The sequence below is a fragment of the Nonomuraea guangzhouensis genome, assembly GCF_019396345.1.
In the GTDB taxonomy this organism is placed as follows: domain Bacteria; phylum Actinomycetota; class Actinomycetes; order Streptosporangiales; family Streptosporangiaceae; genus Nonomuraea; species Nonomuraea guangzhouensis.
Window position 1 is genome coordinate 1 of record NZ_JAHKRM010000074.1, and the last position, 18,914, is coordinate 18,914.

At 67.7% G+C, this 18,914-nt stretch carries 12 protein-coding genes and 1 pseudogene; 8 read left to right on the forward strand and 5 right to left on the reverse strand.

What is annotated here, in order from left to right:
* Positions 1 to 144: 144 nt before the first annotated feature.
* The 5 genes from KME78_RS62590 to KME78_RS62610 all read left to right on the forward strand — a co-directional run bounded on the left by KME78_RS62590 (position 145) and on the right by KME78_RS62610 (position 5,662).
* Positions 145 to 465, forward strand: a complete 321-nt coding sequence (locus KME78_RS62590; protein WP_219539758.1) for a hypothetical protein — start codon at positions 145 to 147, stop codon at positions 463 to 465.
* A gap of 217 nt (positions 466 to 682) precedes the next feature.
* A complete protein-coding gene (locus KME78_RS62595) occupies positions 683 to 2,563 on the forward strand; it encodes a WD40 repeat domain-containing protein (protein WP_246655108.1) in 1,881 nt (626 codons plus the stop codon).
* A 113-nt stretch (positions 2,564 to 2,676) separates the two neighbouring features.
* Entirely contained in the window at positions 2,677 to 3,369 is a 693-nt protein-coding gene (locus KME78_RS62600; RefSeq protein WP_219539761.1) for a poly-gamma-glutamate hydrolase family protein, read from the forward strand.
* Positions 3,370 to 3,803: 434 nt separating this feature from the next.
* Entirely contained in the window at positions 3,804 to 4,829 is a 1,026-nt protein-coding gene (locus tag KME78_RS62605; RefSeq protein ID WP_219539762.1) for an ATP-binding cassette domain-containing protein, read from the forward strand.
* The gene (locus tag KME78_RS62610; protein ID WP_219539763.1) at positions 4,826 to 5,662 is read left to right on the forward strand and encodes an ABC transporter permease; all 837 of its coding nucleotides are present in this window, start codon (positions 4,826 to 4,828) and stop codon (positions 5,660 to 5,662) included. The genes KME78_RS62605 and KME78_RS62610 overlap by 4 nt, the downstream gene beginning before the upstream one ends.
* Positions 5,663 to 7,705: 2,043 nt before the next feature.
* Here the strand turns inward: KME78_RS62610 and KME78_RS65820 are convergent.
* Positions 7,706 to 8,722 (reverse strand): annotated as a pseudogene (locus KME78_RS65820) (AfsR/SARP family transcriptional regulator); the annotation flags it as partial.
* Between the two features lie 276 nt (positions 8,723 to 8,998).
* Here KME78_RS65820 and KME78_RS62620 point away from each other — a divergent pair.
* Positions 8,999 to 9,232, forward strand: coding sequence for a ribosomal L7/L12 family protein (locus KME78_RS62620; protein WP_219539764.1), 234 nt, complete (start codon positions 8,999 to 9,001; stop codon positions 9,230 to 9,232).
* A 225-nt stretch (positions 9,233 to 9,457) separates the two neighbouring features.
* Here KME78_RS62620 and KME78_RS62625 read toward each other — a convergent pair whose 3' ends face one another.
* From KME78_RS62625 to KME78_RS62640, 4 genes are all read right to left on the reverse strand, one after another.
* Positions 9,458 to 10,591, reverse strand: a complete 1,134-nt coding sequence (locus tag KME78_RS62625) for a serine hydrolase domain-containing protein (RefSeq protein ID WP_219539765.1) — start codon at positions 10,589 to 10,591, stop codon at positions 9,458 to 9,460.
* Positions 10,592 to 10,633: 42 nt separating this feature from the next.
* Positions 10,634 to 11,854 carry a serine hydrolase domain-containing protein gene (locus tag KME78_RS62630; protein ID WP_219539766.1) on the reverse strand — a complete coding sequence of 407 codons (1,221 nt, stop codon included), beginning with the start codon at positions 11,852 to 11,854 and terminating at the stop codon, positions 10,634 to 10,636.
* The gene (dacB, locus tag KME78_RS62635) at positions 11,851 to 13,425 is read right to left on the reverse strand and encodes a D-alanyl-D-alanine carboxypeptidase/D-alanyl-D-alanine endopeptidase (protein WP_219539767.1); all 1,575 of its coding nucleotides are present in this window, start codon (positions 13,423 to 13,425) and stop codon (positions 11,851 to 11,853) included. The genes KME78_RS62630 and dacB overlap by 4 nt, the downstream gene beginning before the upstream one ends.
* Before the next feature lie 1,361 nt (positions 13,426 to 14,786).
* Positions 14,787 to 15,608, reverse strand: a complete 822-nt coding sequence (locus KME78_RS62640; RefSeq protein ID WP_219539768.1) for a S1 family peptidase — start codon at positions 15,606 to 15,608, stop codon at positions 14,787 to 14,789.
* A gap of 110 nt (positions 15,609 to 15,718) precedes the next feature.
* On the opposite strand from KME78_RS62640, the gene KME78_RS62645 reads away from it, so the two are divergent.
* Together KME78_RS62645 and KME78_RS62650 are read left to right on the forward strand one after the other, a co-directional pair.
* Positions 15,719 to 16,897, forward strand: coding sequence for a sensor histidine kinase (locus KME78_RS62645; protein ID WP_219539769.1), 1,179 nt, complete (start codon positions 15,719 to 15,721; stop codon positions 16,895 to 16,897).
* Positions 16,894 to 17,559 carry a response regulator gene (locus KME78_RS62650; protein WP_219539770.1) on the forward strand — a complete coding sequence of 222 codons (666 nt, stop codon included), beginning with the start codon at positions 16,894 to 16,896 and terminating at the stop codon, positions 17,557 to 17,559. The genes KME78_RS62645 and KME78_RS62650 overlap by 4 nt, the downstream gene beginning before the upstream one ends.
* Positions 17,560 to 18,914 lie beyond the last annotated feature (1,355 nt).

Genomic DNA, 18,914 nt, shown 5'->3' on the forward strand with positions numbered 1-18,914 from the left:
TGCGTCCTTGGGCTCCTTGCGTGCCACCGCGGTGTCCTCTAGGTCGATCTCCGTCGATGCCTGGATCACAGTACTCATCAGGTGCGTTCTCCTTGATCAGGAGTTACACCGAAAACCGTACAGTCCCATGCTTAAGTGTTTCCGATGAGTCGCGAATCGGATATGCGCGGGCTTCTTCAACAGGCCCCGGCGAAGATGAACCCGGCAGGGCTGGCGAATTACATCACGCTGGTCTTTGTCCTGTGCGCGGTGCCGCTTCTGCTCGCGGACTGGTTCATCGTTGCCGCGATCCTAGGACGCGACTGCGTCCTGTTATATGCGGGAGGCAATATAACAGAATGTGGTGGCGGGCTTTCGGAGGGAGAGATGTCCGCCGCATCGGGGCTGATCGCACTCACAATATTCGTCTTCCAAACAGGGCTGATCGCTCTGATGCGCCGACGCATCCAATCTCGGGCGAAGTGAGATCGCGTGGCCGGCGACTGGGCGGCGGGCGTGCTTTAGCGCGGCGAATGCCGCCACCCGGGAAGACGACCACCTCGGGTTTCTTGAAGACGCGTCCCGGTGCCTGCAACTACTATTGCGCGGCATGTCGTCATTGTCCCGCCATGAGGTTCCGGTTGTTCGTCCTGCTGCCTGGCGTGTACAGCAGACTTGGACCAGTCTGCTGCCGAAGGGCGTGATGTCATGCCCACCATTAGGCACCACCAACGGTCACACCAATTGGGTGGCGTCGGTGACGACCACGGTCTTCGACGGCCGTGCCGTAGCGGTCACCGGAGGCGGCGACAGGACCGTACGGGTCTGGGATCTGTCAACCGGCGAGCAGGTCGGCGCCTCATGGGCCGGTCACACGAACGCGGTGCGGGCGCTGGCGATGTCGGTTCTGGACGGTCGCCCTGTTGTGGTCAGCGGGGGTGACGACGACACCGTACGGGTGTGGGAACTCGCGTCCGGTAAGCCGGTGGGTGAGCCGTTCGACCTTCAGGCTGACAGCGTGGAGGCCCTCGCGATCGTGGAACGCCATGGCCGCCAGGTGGTGGTCACCGGTTGCTACGACTCGACGGTACGGGTATGGGATCTGGAAACGCGGCAGGAAGTGATGGCACCGATCCGCGGCCACACCGGCCCGGTGTACGCGGTGGCGACCGCGGTGCTGGACGGCCGCTGGGTGGCTGTCACGGGCGGCGACCGAACGGTCCGGGTATGGGACCTGGATACCGGTGATCCGGTGGGTAGCCCGTTCACCGGCCACAGTGGATACGTGAGCGCGATTGCGGTCGCGGAGCTGACTGACGGCCATCTGGTGGTCGTCTCCGGTGGCTATCAGTCGACCACCCGCGTCTCGGACCTGGCCACCGGACTGCCGGTCGGTGACCTCCCCCGATCTGTGGACCTGGAGGCCGTGACGACCACGGTCGTGCACGGTCGGCCGGTGGCGATCACCTGTGACTCCAAGGAGCCGACCCTCCGGGTATGGGACCTGAAAACGGCCGAGCTGGTCGGTGAGCTGTTCCCTCAGCATCCCCGCTCGGTGGATGGGGTGGCGACGGCAGTGGTGGATGGCCGGCAGGTGGTGGTGTCGAGTTGCGACGGCGGGTCGGTCCGGGTGTCCGATCTGGTCGTCGGCGAACCGGCCGTCAAGCCGGTTCGCCACGACGCCGCGATCACGGCGGTGGCCACCACTTCAGTGGCCGGCCGGCTGGCGGCGGTCACGGGCAGCGATGACGAAACCGTACGAGTATGGGATCTGGCCACCGGCGATCAGGTGTGCCGGCCGCTCACGGACAACGCCGGCGCCATCACTGCTGTGGCCGCGACCCAGATAGACGATCGCGCGGTGGCGATCGCCGGAGGCAAGGACGGCAAGGTCCGGCTCTGGGACCTCGCACTGGGGAAAGCGGCCGGAGCACCGTTGACCACCCACCGCGGCCCGATAACCGCCGTCGCGGCCGACGACACGGGCGACCCACCCCGGGCCATCACCGCCGGCGACGACAAGACCATCCGGGTATGGGATCTCCGCACCGGCGAAGAGACCGGCAACCCCCGCAAGAGCGACCATCGATGGGTACACGCTCTCGCCACCACCACGCTCGACGACCAGCCCGTCGCCCTACTCGGACGGTGGGGCGGCGGCTTCCGGGTCCGTGACCTCGCCAGCAACCGCGACACCGGCCTCCAGACCACCGGAAGCAACGGCAAACCGGAACGCCTCGTGGCCGCCACCATCGTGGACGGACGATCCATCGCCATCACCGCGAACGACGACTGGCGCGACCGAGTGACGAAGGTATGGGACGTCACCACCGCTCAGCAGATCGGCCAACTTTCCACGGGAACCCCGGGCGCACTCGCCGCCACCACGGTCGACGGCCACCCCATCGCAGTTGCCGCCAGCCACAGAAGGGTTGCGGTATGGAGCCTCACCACCTTCGACAGGATCGGCCCTGACATCGAATTCCCCGACCTGGTCAGTGCCGTCGCTGCCACCCCACAAGGCCACATCATCGTCTGCTTCGACCGTGACATCGCCGTACTCACCGCAACCCGATCGAGCTGACCCTGCGCCGAGATCTCCGTTCTCGCCTGCTCGATCTGCCGCACGACGGCATGGGCGCCATACGTATGCCGATCAGGATCGGCCTGCGTTTGAACGATGACACGATAGGCGTCATGCGAGCGACAATCGCCACAAGCCTCCTTTTCCTGCTCCTCCCCCTGACCACCCCGCAAACTGCCCACGCCGCGGTCGCCGACGTCTACCCCGACTACGCGACCCTTGCCGCGAACGAGGTCGAGGGCCAGGACTACCTGCGCCTGTTACGCCTCCCCAAGAGGGCCACCGTGGCGCACATCGCCATCCACGGCGGCGCGATCGAATCGCCGACCACCCAACTCGCCGACTACGCGGCGGGCAAGAGGCACGCCTTCTACTCCTTCGCCGGTATCAAGCCCAACGGCAACAACCGGCTGCACATCACCTCGACCCGCTTCGACGAGCCTCGCGCGCTCAAGCTGGTCCGCGCGGTCGACTACACCGTCTCCTGGCACGCCGCCGCGGGCAGCGAGGCGACGACCTACGTGGGCGGCCGAGACGCCAAGCTGGTCGCCAAGGTCACCACCGCCCTGAAGAAGGCCGGGTTCGCGGTCGCCGACACGGTCCCCGACAGGATCGACGGCACGAGCCCGCGCAACATCGCCAACAAGAACAAACGCGGCATGGGCGTGCAACTGGAGATCAGCAAGGGCCAGCGCATGCGCTTCTTCGCCGACGGCAAGCTGACCAGGGCCTGGGTGGATAACCCGGCCAACCGGACCAGGGCCTTCTACACATACGTCGCCGCCGTCAACCGCGCGCTTGGCTGAGGAGCAGCTCGGGCACGCGGCGCAGGAGGAGCTCGTCGGCGTCCATGATCTCCTCGGTCTTGTCGAAGACCGCCTCGGTCAGCGGGGAGGCCCAGCAACGTGGACTACGCCCATCTCGGGCGCCTGGCCCGTCCAGAAGGCAAGGGCAACGTTCTGACCTGGGAGCGGCAGAGCCAGCAGGCACTTTCCAGCTCACCCCATATAGCGGCCACGTGGAACGCGCAGGCGAAGCCTGCGCCTTCTCTGGTAGACGTCTGAGCGAAGCGGGGCTCTGGCCCGACGGGAAGAAACGCCTGAGCCCCCAGCGCGAAGCGCCCCTACGAAGACGATTGTGGGCCAAGGGAGAACAGCCCGAGCGATAGCGAGGACCGTTCCCGGCAACCGGTGAAACCGGCCGAGGGTGCCGTGAAACCGGCACCGCCGAGAGTGAAGCCATGAGCATCACAGAACTCGGACGTACCGGGGGCGGCCTGGCCTCCGGCGGAGGAACCGATCTGGCCGTACGTGCGGAAGGGCTTGCCAAGACGTTCGGCGAACATCGTGCCGTCGACGGGATCGACCTGGATGTACACCCCGGTGAGATCTTCGGCGTCCTCGGCCCGAACGGCGCCGGCAAGACCACCATGCTGCGGATGCTGGCCACCCTGTTGAAGATCGACGCGGGCCGTGCCGAGATCTTCGGGGTCGACGTGGCCGGTAACCCGCACGTGATCCGCCAACTGGTCGGCGTCACCGGACAGTACGCGTCGGTCGACGAGAACCTGACTGCCCGCGAGAACCTCTGGCTCTTCAGCCGCCTGCAGGGCATCCCCTCGCCGCGTGCCCGGCGCATCGGCGTCGAATTGCTGGGCCGGTTCGGCCTGGAGGAGGCCGCCGACAAACCGATCGCGCAGTTCTCCGGTGGCATGCGCCGGCGCCTCGATCTGGCGGCCAGCCTGATCACCAGGCCACCGCTGATCTTCCTCGACGAGCCGACCACCGGCCTCGATCCGCGTACGCGCGGCCAGATGTGGGACACCATCCGCGGTCTGGTCGCCGATGGCTGCACCGTGCTGCTGACCACGCAATATCTGGACGAGGCCGATCAGCTCGCCGATCGCGTCGCCGTCATCGACCACGGCCGCAAAGTCGCTGAGGGCACCCCTGACGAGTTGAAGACGGCGGTCGGCGACTCCGCCCTCCAGTTGCTGCTCGCCGAGCCGGACGAGGTGCCCGCCGCCGTTGAGGTCGTGCGGCGTGTCCTCAGCTCCGACCCGGTGCTCAGCCCGGAGCAGGGCCGCCTCAACGTCGCACTCGACCAGGCCGACCTGGCCGCGGACGTACTGATCGCGCTGCGTGCCGCCGGGGTGTCGATCTCCTCGGTGAGCGTGGCCAAGCCCAGCCTGGACGAGGTGTTCCTCGCCCTCACCGGCCATGGGACGGACGGGGACGACGAGACCGGCACGGAGGAGAACCGATGAGCACCATGACCGCACCCGCCCGCGAGACGGTCCGGGCCGCCGACCGCGTGGCGGCCGCCCGGCGGCGCGTCACCACAGGGGAGACGATCGTCCAGACCCTGACGATGGCGTGGCGGGCGCTCAAGAAGATGCGCCGCAACCCGGAGCAGTTCTTCGACGTGGCGCTGCAGCCCATCCTGTTCACCGCGATGTTCGCCACCATCTTCGGCGGCGCCATCGCCGGTGACGTGGAAAGCTACCTCCCCCTGATGGTCCCCGGCATCCTCGCCCAAACCGTGCTGACGACGTGCATGGCCACGGGCACCCAACTCCGCGAGGACATGGAGAAGGGCGTTTTCGACAGATTCAAGTCGTTGCCGATCTCCCGGATCGCGCCGCTCGCCGGCCCGATGGTGGCCGACCTGCTGCGCTACACGATCGCGGCCACTCTGACCTTCGCCATGGGCCTGGTGATGGGTTACCGCCCGGGCGGCGGAGCGGGCGGCGTGCTCGCCGCGATCCTGCTGGCGATCATCACGGGCTGGTCGCTGGCGTGGGTCTTCACGTGGGTCGGCACGATCGCCCGGAGCGCCCAGGCCGTCCAGAGCATCTCCATGATGATCTTGTTCCCGCTGACGTTCCTGTCGAACGCGTTCGTCCCCGTCGAGACCCTGCCTGGCTGGCTGGCCGCGTTCGTACGGTTCAACCCGGTCTCACACCTGGTCACGGCCACCCGCGACCTCGCCAACAGCGCCATCGTCACCGGAGAGGTGGCCTGGACGCTCCTGGCGTGCCTGGTCGTCATCGTGATCTTCGCGCCGCTGTCGGTACGCAGTTACAAGCGGCACATGTGACCTGTGCCCGTCACGGCCGGAGACCTGCTCGACGAGACTGCGCACCTCGTCGAGCAGGTCGGGGCCGCGTCGATCGCCGTACTCGGCCCGCAGGGCGGCGAGCAGTCCGGGCTCGGCCCGCTCCGCGTACGGTTCGATCCGCTCGAAGGCCATGCAGGGCATGCTGCCGTTGTACGCGAACCGCTCGGCCAGCACCAGCAACCTGATCGCGTCACGGGGGACCAAGGCTCCCCGCAGCAGCCCCCAGGCGCCGAGCCCGAAGAGCATCGAGCCACACACCGGGTAGTCGAGGATGGGGTTTTCCACGGGAAGAAAGTCGTAGCCCCGGGCGGTGGAGAACAGGTCCTCGCCATAGCGGACGTCTTCCGGAGGAGCGTGGTACGCGTACGCCGTCAGGGTGACCGACACCGCGATGATCGTCCACGGCGCGAGCTCCGTGCGCGGCACCCCGGGCAGGCGCAGGTCGTGCGCCCGCTGGACGGCCACGCGGTATTCAGCCAGCGCGGCGGCCGTTTCGCCGCGGGCGAGTGCGAGCTCGGCCGCGCACAACGAGGCGATCGCCACCCCGCCGAGCACTGCCTCGGTGTCATTGATCCGGGTGATCTCGGCGAGCTCGGCCTCCGCGGTGTCGAGGTCGCCGTCGGCGAGCGCGGAGGCCAGCAGCAGCGCGCGGAGCTGGGTCTCATCGTCTGTGGCACCGAGCCGGCTCAGCACCGGAATGGCGATCCGCGCGTGTCCGACCGCCCGCCGGCGATCGCCGAGCCGCATGACCAGGTGGGCCAGAACGGCGTGCATGATCGCGGCGGACCACGGCCCCTCATCCTCGCGGAGCATCGTCAGAGTTCGCTCGGCGGCCTCGACCGCCTCGGTCACCTCTCCCGCGTTCTCCAAGACCTGGACGTTCGTCTGCATCGCCGCCAAGGCCACGTCAGGGTCGACGCTCCGGCACAACTCCGCTATACGGCGGCGTACATCGGCGCCATCGGGCACGTCGCACGCGATCAGCACTGTGGCCACCGCCGCCAAGCGGGGGTTCGTCGCATCGCTGACGGGCAGCCTACGGAGGAGATCGCGCAGCGGATCGTCGCGGCGGTCGGTGACGACCATGATGTTCATGAGCGCGATCAGCACAGCGGCCCTGGTCGCCCCGACGAGGTACGGTGGCGGCACCCAGTCGGTGATCACCTGGCTGATCGCGCTCCGGTGAACGAACACCCGGGAGTGATCGCCACGGATCGACCACAACGCGCCGACGCCGGCCAGCAACTGGACCATCGTGACGGGATCGGACTCACTGAGGGCCTGCCGGAGCAGTTCGGCAAGGTTGCTCTCCTCGGCGTGCAACGCGTCGGCGGCCGCGAACTGCGCCGGGCTGAACAGCGCGAAGGCGTGTTCGAGCGCGTACGCCGTCGCCCAGGCCCGCTGCGCCGCCCGGGCGGGCGCCTCCTCACCGGCCTCCTTCAGCCGCATCCGCCCGAACTCCCTGACGGTCTCCAGCATCCGGTAGCGGAGGCCGTACGTCGTCTCGCGGACGCTCAGCATCGACTGCTCGGTCAGCGCGTCCACCGTGCCCAGGGCGTCCGGGCCGAGTACGTGCTCGGCCGTGGGCAGCGTGAACCCGTCGCCGAACAGCGACAACCACCGCAACGCCCGCCGTTCTGGCTCCTCCAGCAGGTTCCACGACCAGTCGATGACCGCGAGCAGCGTCTTGTGCCGGTCGGGGGCCGTACGGTTCCCTCCGCGCAGCAGGGCGAACCGGTCCGCCAGGCGGCGCGCGATCTCCTCCACCGACATCACCCGCACTCTGGCCGCGGCCAGCTCGATCGCGAGCGGCAGCCCGTCGAGGCGGGCGACGACCTCCTCGACCACTCCCTCGTCGATCCGCACACCCGGGCGGCCGGCCGTGGCGCGCTGCCTGAACAACTCCACAGCGTCGCCCGTGGGCAGCTCGCCGAGCAGGTAGACGCGTTCGGCGGGGATCGACAAGGGAGCACGTGAGGTGATGAGCACCCGCAGGTCGCGGGTCGTCACGGTCAGGAAAGCCACCAGGTCGGCGACAGCCTTGATCACGTGCTCGCAGTTGTCCAGGATCAGCAGCGCCGGAGCCTGGTCAAGATGCTGGGCGATCCGGGTGCGTACGTCGGAGCGCTGCTCGGCGGTCAGAACACGACGCCCGCTGACCGAGTCCCGAACCCCGAGCGCCGAGCCCACCTCGCCCACCACCCCCTCCGGCGAGGAGACGCCGACGAGCTCGACGAAGTGGGCGATGGGCTGCGTGGCGTTCCTGCCGACGACATGTGCCAGCCGCGTCTTGCCCAGTCCGCCAGGACCGATGATGGAGACCACCCGGTTGGTCTGCAACAGGGCGTGCACCGCACGGATGTCGTCCTTGCGGCCGAGCAGCGAAGAACCGTCGAACAGGATGCCCTCACGTACCGGCCGATCGGCGACGAGGAGCTCGGCGTACACGCGGGCGAGCTCAGGCCCTGGTCCAGTACCGAGCCGCGCGACCAGGCCCGCGCGATACCGCTCGTAACGCTCCAGAGCGGCGGCGGCACCTCGTACGGCGGCCTCGCTGCGCAGCAGGCAGGCGAGCAGCTCCTCGTCGTGTGGCCGATCGGCCGCGGCCTCCTCCAGCAGCGGCAGCGCGTCCCCGTGGGCGCCACTCCGGCCCCGCGCGATCGCCGCCACCCGCCGCGCCTCAGCCACCCACCCCGCTGCGACGCCTCTCAGCTCAGCGAGCGGGCCCGCGGCGCCGTCCATGCCGCCGGCCACGATAGCCATGGCCTCTTCGGCGCGGCGACGCGCGAGCACCATGTCGCCCTCCCCCAGTGCGGCCCGTGCCTGCTCCGCCAGCGCGCCGAGCAGCAGCGCGTCCACCTGGTCGGCGGGCAGCCCGAGCCGGTAACCACGCGGAATCCGCACCACGACGTCGGCGCAGGTCACCGCCCTGGTCCGCGAGACGACCACCTGCAGCGCCTTCGTCGGGTTGGCCGGCTCCTCGTCGGGCCACAACTCCTCGACCAGGCGCTCGACACTGACCCCTGCGTGGCCACGCATGGCGAGTACGGCCAGCAGGGTCTGCGCGCGATCACCGACCACGCGCACACCCCGCCAGCGGACGTCGTCGAGCAGGACAAGTGCGGGGGACACACCATCAGCTTACGGACGAGATCGCCTCTCTTGATGTTGCGCTCCATCCCCGTAGAGGATGCGGTCGGGGTTAGTGTCCAAGGCGACACGGGGAGCGCATTGATCAACGTAATCAAGACCTTGGTGCCATTCGCTTGGGTTGTGCCTGCCGCGATAATGGTCTGGCTCGTGGGGTCCGGTCGAATGATCAAGGAAAAGGGCCACTTGAGACGGCCTGATCCGGATCGGGTCACTGATGTGGCTGTTCCCGTCGACGTGCAGCATGCTGTTCGCACGCTGATCATGTCGGGGAAACGTATCGCCGCCATCAAAGAGATCCGCCGAGCGACTGGGCTCCCTCTCGAGCCCGCCATGGATGTGGTCGAGGCGCTTCGTCGTGGAATTGAGTTGCCCCCAGCGGCTGACCACAGTGATTGACCGCATCAGCCTCCACCAACCCGACGGCGGCGAGATGCGCCTAGGGCCGCTCAAGTCACGGGCTGACCGTCAGCATTCCCTCGGTCATCGTCCCGTCGCTGGTCGAACACTTCGCGCTGTCCATCGACGATGGCGTAAGACAGCTTCGTGTTCCTCGGCAAGCGCGGGACCTTACTCCGGGGCAGTAACTTCCGGCGTGAGGCCAAGTGAGTGGATGCGCTCCATTCATGACCGGCTCACGACGGAGGTGGCCGGGCAGAGCACCGCTTCGACCGCTTTGATCATTGCCGGGATGACGGTGTGAGTGTCGGAGGTTTTCAGCGTGACGGACAGGGCGAGTTGGCGCCGGCCGTCGGCCGAGGCGAAGGTCAACGCGGTGAGACCAGGCCCCGAACCGCCGGGCATAGCGCCTTTCAGCGTCCCCCCGCACAAACCCCCACCCCCGCTCCCCGGAGGTTGGGTGAGGACCTGCTGCAGTGCCGGCGGCAACAGCTCGCCGCGGGTGAAGGCCCGCTGGAAGGCGCTGACGTCATGCGTGGTCGAGACGACGCCTCCGGCTCCGTTGCCGTAGCTGGCGTTGAACCGGTGCACGTCGCGCAGCGTGCCGGTGGAGTCGGGATAGTAGCCGTGCCCGTGCGGGCCCTTGATGCCCTCCGGAGGCTTGGTGAGCTGATAGGTCCGGGTCATGCCCAGCGGGCGGAAGAGACGCTGCTTGAGCTCATTCGCCAGAGTATGGCCCGTCACCTTTTCGAGGATCATGCCGATGAGGGTGTAGTTGGTGTTGGAGTAGGCGAATTTTTCGCCGGGCTCCCCGGTACGCGGCCACCCTCGGGTCATCTTCACCATGTCGATCGGCCGGTAGTAGGTGGTGAAGTCGAAGACGTCGAACGCCGGGGCCGTTGAGGTGCCCTTGTGGAACCAGTCGGGGATGCCGGAGGTGTGCTGGATCAGCTGCCGTACGGTGATCTCGTCGGCCCGTTCCACCAGCCCGTCGTCGGCCACCTCGGGCAGCAGACCGCCGAGCGTGTCATCCAGGCCGAGCTTGCCCTCCTCGACCAGTTGGAGCACCACAGTGGCCACCATCTGCTTGGACTGTGACCCGATGCGGAACCGGGAGCCCGCTGGAATCCTGCCGCCCTTACCGTCGAGCAGCAGGGAGCCCGCAGATCCCTGGCCTGCCGGCTTGCCGTCCACGTACGCCCCGCCGATGGCGCCCACTACGCCGGGAGTCTTGGCCAGGGCGTCCATCGCCTGCTGAACGTCACCGATCGAGGCAGTGCGGGAGTCCGCGGTCGCGGGCGAGGCGGCCAGAAGCAAGGTCGCGACGGTGAGAGTACGGGCAACGGTCGCGTGATTCATGGAACAACTCCCTTGGAGTCGAGTCGAACTCGGTCGTGGAGGTCAGGAAGCCGTGCCGGCGCTCGGTCGGGCGTTTTCGGTGATGATCTGTCGTTCCATCTCGACGATCGGGGCTATGGGGGTGTCGTAGTTGCCGAGGATCACCGCCGTCCAGTCCAGTTCGGGATAGGTGTCCAGGTTGTTGGCAGCGCCCGCGGAGCTGCCGGAGTGGCCGATGACGTGCCGGCCGCCCACGATGGCGTCGGTGAAGCCGTAGCCGTAGAACAGGTGCTGGCGGGTGAGACCCTGCTGTTCTGACGGCGGCATGATCATCTTGCCGGTGGTGATCAGTTCGGCATAGGCCGGGCCGAGCAGTGTGCTGTTCCGCAGTGCGCGTGCGAAAGCGAGCAGATCGGTGGCGGTGGCGTAGGCGCCGCGGTGCGGCCCGCCGACGAACGGGAAGAAGTCGCTGGTGGTGAAGTCGGCGCGCGGGCCGGACGGCTGGGTGGCGTATGGGCGTGCGATGGCCCGGTCGGCCGTCACCTGGGTCTTGGTGAAGAAGTCGGAGTGGGTCATCCTGGCCGGGGTGAAGATGTGCTGGCGGACGTAGTCGTAGTAAGACTGTCCTGACACCGCGGCCACGATCTCACCGAGCAGGAAGAAGCCGTCGTTGCTGTAGCGGTACTGGGTCCCTGGGGTGAACTGCGGCGGCAGCGCGCGGATGGCTTTCGCGGTGCCGTCCCACACCTTCTGGATCGTGTTCCATTCCGGTCTGGTCGGCGGTTCGGTACCGACGGCCGGGCGGCCGATGCCGGATGTGTGCGTCAGAAGCTGGTGTACGGTGACGGTCTGGCTGATCTCCGCCGAGAATCCCTGGAGATAGGTGCCGAGCTTCTCATGGAAGGCGATCTTGCCTTGCTGCGCGAGTTGGGCGACCGCCACAGCGGTAAGGGTCTTGGTCACCGACGCGAGATCGAAGCGGGTGTCCAGGCGGTTGGGTATCGATGACGCCTTGTTCGCCATGCCGTAGGCGCGCCGCAGCACTGGCCTGCCACGGTAGGCCAGCAGCACGACGCCGGAGAACAGGTCCTTGGCGGCCCGGTCCGCGATGAACCGGTCGAACTTTCCGCCGACCCCCAGGTCGGCGGGTATCGAGCGGAAGGCCGAAGCCTCCGCGTGCGCGGGCTGCCCGGCCGTGAGCAGGCCGGCCGCGATCGGAGCGGCGCCCAGCAGCCCGAGTACGGAACGCCGGGAGGTGCGCGAGGTCGATGTTTCGTGGGTCATGACTGGCTCGTCTCCTCGTACACGGCTGTCGCGATCTCGCCCAGTGCCTGGCCCGCGGCCGTGAGGAGATCGGGAGAGGCGGCCTGCTGTTCCATGAATGCCGCGAACGCGGTCCGGGAGCCGTCGGGAAGCTCGATGTATCCGGCCAGCGCCTTGGCTATCAACGGCTCGCCCGTGTCGGGGGAGGGCGCACCGGCTGTCCCGGTCTTGGCGTAGACATGACCCGCGGCGGGCGAGTCCACCTGGATGTCGGCCAACGTCCCGTCCTTGCCCATGATGGGCAGCGCCCGGTAGAAGTGGCGGAAGTACCGTTGCCGGGCCATGTGGCGCAGGAATCCGAGGAAGAAGTCCGGCGTGTACCTCACGTCGGAGGCGCCCGGCGGGTTCGGATCCAGCCCGGCTTGCTGGAAGAGCCGACTCTGGAGTTCTTCGCCTCGCTGCTTGGCGTTGCGCGCATCCTCTCCGGCGATCGCCCCGACCAGATAGGGGAAGTGCACGGTGTGCACGTTCGAACTCACCTTGAGCATGACCTTCACCTCCTCCGACAACGGCGGTGAGATGTGCTGCGCCACGAGGTCGCGCGTCGTGTCGTGCGCCATGGGCCGATCGCGGCCCGTAGCGGCGTCAACGCCGATCCCGGCATCTTCGAGCGCGATGGTGAAGGCGAACTCGGCGAATCGCGTGGGCTCGGGCACGTGGTAGGAGATGAACCGCTCTTGACCGCCGAGAATGACGTCGCCGGCGAGCCGCACCTGGCGCGTGCCGTCCGGGTTCGCAACGTCATCGGTGAACGTCAGCCGGCGAGCGGCCGCCGCCCCGTCCGCGGCGATCGTGGTCACCTCGTTGGCGATCTGTACGTACCCGACATCCGGCGACAACCGCACCAACCCCGGCGCACCAACCCGTGCCCCTGGCCGCACCGACACGTCCACGACGTTGTCGTTGATCATCATGGGCGACACCGCCGCCTTGATGCCGTCGCTGAAGATGTCCTCAAGCCCTTGACGGAACAGGGAGGCGTCGACCAGAACTCCCCCCTCGACGCGACGGATCCCCTGGGCTCTCACCTGGCCGGCAAGACCCCGAAGCGTTCTCAGCGGGTCACCCGCGAGCGGCTTGGCATTGTAGGTGTGGTCGGGGTCCGGCAAGGAGAGCGTGCCATCGCGCTGGATACGGCCGCCCAGCAGTAGGTCGCCACCCGCCACCAGAACCAGATCGCCTTTCAGGACACCCCGCGCAACCGGGCCTGTGCGGTACACCCGGGTACGGAAGCGGTGGCCGCCACCCAGCGTCGAGAAGGCGGTGCCAGCCGGGAAGATCTTGAACGAGGACCCGGCGACGAACAACTGCTCGGTGTTCATCGAGTAGAGATCCTCGCCCGTACTCAGCGAGGAGAACTTCATGCCCCAGCGAGAGCCCTGGAACACGGGCCTGTGGATGATCTCCCGGATACGAGCGTCGATGGCGAGATCGAATGTCCCACGCCGGCCCGCGGGGGCGAGCTGGTTGACGCGCAAGCCGGGCAGGCCGCCCACGCTGCCTAACGGAAGCGCCCCCAGCAGGCCGAGCACGGATCGCCTGGACCATGCCGGCGGTGAGGACGATGATCGGTATCGAGTCACGTGGACAGGCAACACATCGGCGAGTTTCCTGAGCGTTTCCGTTGCCGCGACGCCGGCTTCTCTTCGGCGGTCTTGGTCCACACGAACGGTTTCGGGTCGTGGTTCCACCGATTCATCCGGGTTTGTCAGGACCTAGCCTGCCGGAGTGGCCGACCCGTTAAGGGTGATCAGTAGAGCGTTGCCCCCGGCCACCTACGGCGGCTGACCACAGACAGGCGATCGTAAGGGCGGTACAGACCGCCGACGGTTTTACAGCTCGCGATCGTTTCCACTCCCGTACGGCGCTCGAGCTGCGGCGCTAGGGTGTCACTTCGTTCTCGCCATCATGATCATTTCGTACATATTGCACAGGGGCAGGCGTGAAGGTGGAGCTCCCCGCTGGAAGAACGACGGGGATCGCCAGAGAGGTCTGAGCAGTTGGACCGAGGCATGGGCCTGGCGGGCAGCACGTACAGGTCTGCTTGGTCAGGTTGATATGAGGTCTGGCGTGGTGCGGTGACAGGTGGGGCAGGCGCCGGTCCAGACCGCGAGGAGTAACTGCAGTTCGCCGGCGACGCGCCGAGCGCTCAAGAAGCTCGGTGATCAGTGGAGTCATAGTAGCGTCCAGCACCGGCAAGGCCAACGAGGCCATTCCCTCGATCACGGGGAATGGCCTTCCGCGTGGGGTGCGAACGCCGACGTCTCGTCCTGCCGTACCGCCTCTTCCTGCCGTATCTACGTGGACCCCGTTGACGCCCTGGGGTGGCTTGCGGATCGTAGCCAGAGCATCGAATCAAGACGATGGAGAGACCGACGAGGATTGTCCCCGCCCCAGAAGCGAAGACCAGGAACGCTATGACGGACTCGCCGTCTGGATCGCCGAGTCCGGACGGTCGTCCGTCGATCCAGCTCATCGTGGGCCAGGCCTGGGTGGCGACGATCGCTCCGAACGCGGTCGTGATCGCACCCAGGACATGGCCAGGAGGACGCGTCCACGAGCCCATCCCGGTCATCACGAACCCGACCACCAACCCGACGAGAACCGTTAGGAATTGGCCCATGCCCAGGGCCGTGAGCACGGCGAACCGCTCGTGCTCGAAACCGTCGCCACGTGGCACCGACCAGAACGGCACCGCTACGACACCGCTGAGAAGGCCGATCGCCAATAACCGGAGCATCGCCACGTACACATGATCGTGGACTGGTTGGTTGCTGTGCTACCTCAGCTGAGCGTGTAGCTGTACAAGATCGAAAATGCCGCTGCTGTACACAGCACCTCCGGCCAGCGCCCCGCCCCGTCATCCGATGGCAAGGGGACTCGTACCGCAGGTCTACTGCGCTCCGATGCCGACCGTTCTTCTGATCCAGTCCTTGTAGGCTGCGGCGTCGGTCCACACCCCGGGTCCGACGCAGTTCGGGTTGGTCTTCTCGTCACCGTCGCGGCTGGTGACGCCGACCAGCTCCCAACTGGCCCTGGTTTTGCGCACCATGGGGCCGCCGGAGTCGAGCATGCAGCTCTGCGCCTTTTTGGTGGGGTGTTCAGAGCAGATGTCGCCCGCAGCGTCGATGCCCGTGCACCGGTTGTCGGGGACGATCTCGCTGTCCAGCTCCTGCAGGGTGACCGGCGGCTCCGGGCACTCGTTTCCGTCTTCGCAGGTCATGCCCCAGCCCAGGAGACGGACCTGAGTTCTCGGAGCGCTGGAACTTGCGGCGATCCTGATCGGCGCCTCCCGGACCGGCCGGTCCAGCTTGAGGAGTGCGATGTCGTGCCGCAGGTCGTCCGGGTCGGCGGTGTAGTCGGGGTGCCTGACGATCTTCGTGACGCGGCGTACGCTGCCACCCTTCTCGATGTCGGTGCCGCCGACCTTGGCGCTGACCTGGCCGACCGGGACGTGTGAGCAGTGGCCCGCCGTCACCACCCACTGCGGAGCGACGAGCGTGCCCCCGCAGTAGTGCACGCCCTTGCCGTCGCGCAGGGTCACGGTGAAGGAGTAGTTCGCGGTAGCGTCGCGCCCACCGATGATCGCGCTCGCCGGGGGCGCCATCGCCGTCGCGAGGACCGCCGCGCCCCCGACCACCCCCGCGAGTGTCAGGCCCCGCGCCCGGCCGCCGCGCTTCTTGAAGATGCTGGTGAGTCCGTGTCGTTCGCTCATGCCGTCAACGGTGGCGAACCCGGCGGAAGGGAACATCGGAGCACGGTCTGGTCGTGGTCTCATACCGTGGTCTGAGTCGGAGCCGGGCAGGTACGGGCTAGCGTTCCGTCATGACCCATGACCTCCGGCCGCCGCTGCTGTTGAGGATGCGGCCCGTGTTCCAGCTCCTCGGCGACCTGGCGATCGCCGTGTTCCTGGCGTTCTTCGCCGTGGTGGCCACCATCGAACAGATGCCGCCGGACGGGGGGGTTGAGCCGCTGCCCGTCCTCGCCGGAGTTCTCATGGGGCTGCCGTTGGCGGTCCACCGCCGCTGGCCCGTTCCGGTGCTGGCGGTCGTGGCCGGAACCAGCATGCTGGCCGTGGCCTTGCAGTGGGTGCCACCCCACGCGGCCTTCGTGCCCGACCTGCTCCTCGTCTTCGCGATCTACCCGGTGGCCGTGACGGCGCCGTCCCGTCGTGCTGTGGCCGCGCTCGTTCTGTCCGTGGGTGGGATCTCCGCGGCGGTCCTCTTCGCGGTGGCGCTGGAGCCGAGGCCGGACTGGGGCAGGTCACTACCCGTGCTTGCCACCGAGATGATCATTCCGGTCGCGGTGTGGGTGGTGGGACGCGCGGTGCGCGCCCGCCGGGACCACGAGGCGTGGACCGCCCAGCAGGTGCTGACCGACGAGCGGCTGCGCATCGCGCGCGACCTGCACGACGGCGTCGCGCACAGCCTGAGCCTGATCACCGTGCAGGCGTCCGTGGCCCTCCACGTCGGCGACGAGCGGCCCGACGAGGCCCGCTCCGCCCTGACCGTCATCGAGGCCACCAGCCGCGAGACCACCCGGGAGTTGCGGCGCATGCTCGGCCTGCTGCGCGCCGTTGACGAGGATCCGCAGGGCGCCGCGCAGTTGGAGCCGGCTCCGACCGCCGACCGGCTGGCCGAGCTCGCGGACCACGCGACCTCCGCCGGGGCCCTGGTCGACCTGCGGATCGGTGACGGGCTCGACACCATCCCGGCTACCATCGGGGTCGCGGTCTACCGCATCGTGCAGGAGTCCCTGACCAACGTGATCAAGCATGCCGCTCCGGCGGGCTGCGTGGTGCGGGTCGACAGGACGGACAATGCCATGGAGATCGAAGTGACCGACGACGGCCGCCGGGCTCCGACCGGCCACTCCCCGGGCCACGGGCTGATCGGCATGCGCGAACGCGTCGCCGTCTACGGGGGCGAGTTCACCGCCGGGCCACTGGCAGTCCGCGGGTTCCGGGTCCACGCGAGGCTTCCCCTGGAGGGGGTGCCCACATGACCGACGTCCGGGTGCTGATCGCCGACGACCAGCGGTTGCTCAGGGCAAGCTTCGCATTGCTGATCGGCGCCACCCCCGGGCTGGAGGTCGTCGGCGAGGCCGGGGACGGGCTGCAGGCCGTCGAGCAGGCCACCGCGCTGCTGCCGGACGTCGTGCTGATGGACATCCGGATGCCCGAGCTCGACGGGATCGAGGCGACCCGGCGGATCTGTGAGGAACCGGCGACCGCGGGCGTGAAGGTGCTGATCCTGACCACCTTCGACCTGGACGCCTACGTCTTCTCGGCGCTGCGCTCGGGCGCCAGCGGGTTTCTGCTCAAGGACACCCCGCCCGGCGACCTGCTCTCCGCGATCCGAGTCGTGGCGGGTGGCGAGGCGCTGCTCGCCCCCTCCGTGACCCGGCGCCTCATCGGAGAGTTCGCCCGGCAGCCGCAACCTCGGCAACGGTCGCCCCGTTCCCTGAACGGCATCACGGCACGGGAACGCGAGGTGCTCAAGCTCATCGGCCAAGGGCTGTCCAACACCGAGATCGCCGAACACCTCATCGTCAGCATGGCCACCGTGAAGACCCACATCGGCCAGTTGCTGGCCAAGTTACACGCCCGCGACCGCGCCCAGCTCGTGATCGCCGCCTACGAGAGCGACCTGGTCACCGTCGGCTAGCTGTACTGACCACAGAGGTTAGGCACGGGGCGACACAGCCTGACCCGCAGGCCCCCGCGCGGCACACGCTTCGAACCGCACCTCTCCCGATACCAAAGCCAGTGTGCTGACCGGCTCCGAACTCGCGGGCCACTGATGCGCGGTCACGAGGGATCTCTGTCCTCGTCAACGCCGCGCAGGTGGTCCTCGAAGGTGGGGCGTCGATCTGCCGTACGCGACCACACGATCAAAGTAGCCAGTCGGAAGGGAGCCAGGACGAGCCTGAGCACTCGACGCCCCAGCCGACGGATCAACCTGAAGAGCTCCTTGAGAGTCTCCCAGGGGCGTCCTAAGGCCACGACGATCAGGATGAAGGTCATGCCGCCGAAACCGATCCCTCCGAAGTCGTCGGGGTCGTCTCGCTCCTTCTTGCTCACCGCGCGAAACTGAAGGCCGGGGACACGAACGTGCTCCTCCCAAGCTGGTCTGGCGATCAAAGCTCGGTCACGCCATGGCCGTAAGCCTACGTCGGCAAAAGGCGCACAGCAGGCCGGCCGTGGACGTGACCACGCGTCCAAGTCAGAGGGTTCACAGCGACGGGACGATCAGCTCACCTCAGCCACTGACAGCCCGGGGTTCGTCGCGATCATCCCGGAGCCAGAGTGGCCCCCGCCGGAGGCGCGGTCGTCTTAGCAGTCGGAGGCCTGGAGATCAGGCGCGAGGTATGCGATCATCATGCTCGTGACATCGATCAGAAAGGGCCATGCCGCGTAGGCGCCCTTCCGAGGTCCGTACGCCAGGATCGGCGTGTGGGACCCACAGAGCTGTGATTCATCATGTTCCCGGGCTTGGCCGTCGTCCCATGGCCGCGGTGATCGCCTTCGAACACACCCGTATGTGGCCCGGCGCGGTGGCGGCGTCGCTGGCGGCTTGGCAGGAAGCGGCCCTGGTCGGGACCGCTGATCGCCTCTTCTTCAGGTGCGAGTGCGAGGAGTGCACCGGAGATGCGCCCCGCCGGCGGCTTCAACGGGCTCTCGTCGGCTTACCTTCGTGGGCCAGACCGCATCTGTATGCCCTGGTCCTACCCGTCGACCGGTATTACCTCCGTCGAACCTCACCACAATCGCCTACGTCCCCCGACTCCGACTGGACATGGTGGCAACGACGTCGCCGCCTTGAGGATCGGAGCGTGTAGGGGCGAATGTGCAGAGCGTGCTCAGGCGGCGCGGCAACCCCCGAGCGGGCCTTTTGTCAACGGCCAAGTGCGTGTCGCCGCTGGTGGCCATGTAGAAGTCCCCAGTTCTTCGAAGTTGACTACTTCTTGATCAGGCGTGCTGGCGTCCTGGTGCGTGCCTGTTTCATCCGGAAGGACTCGC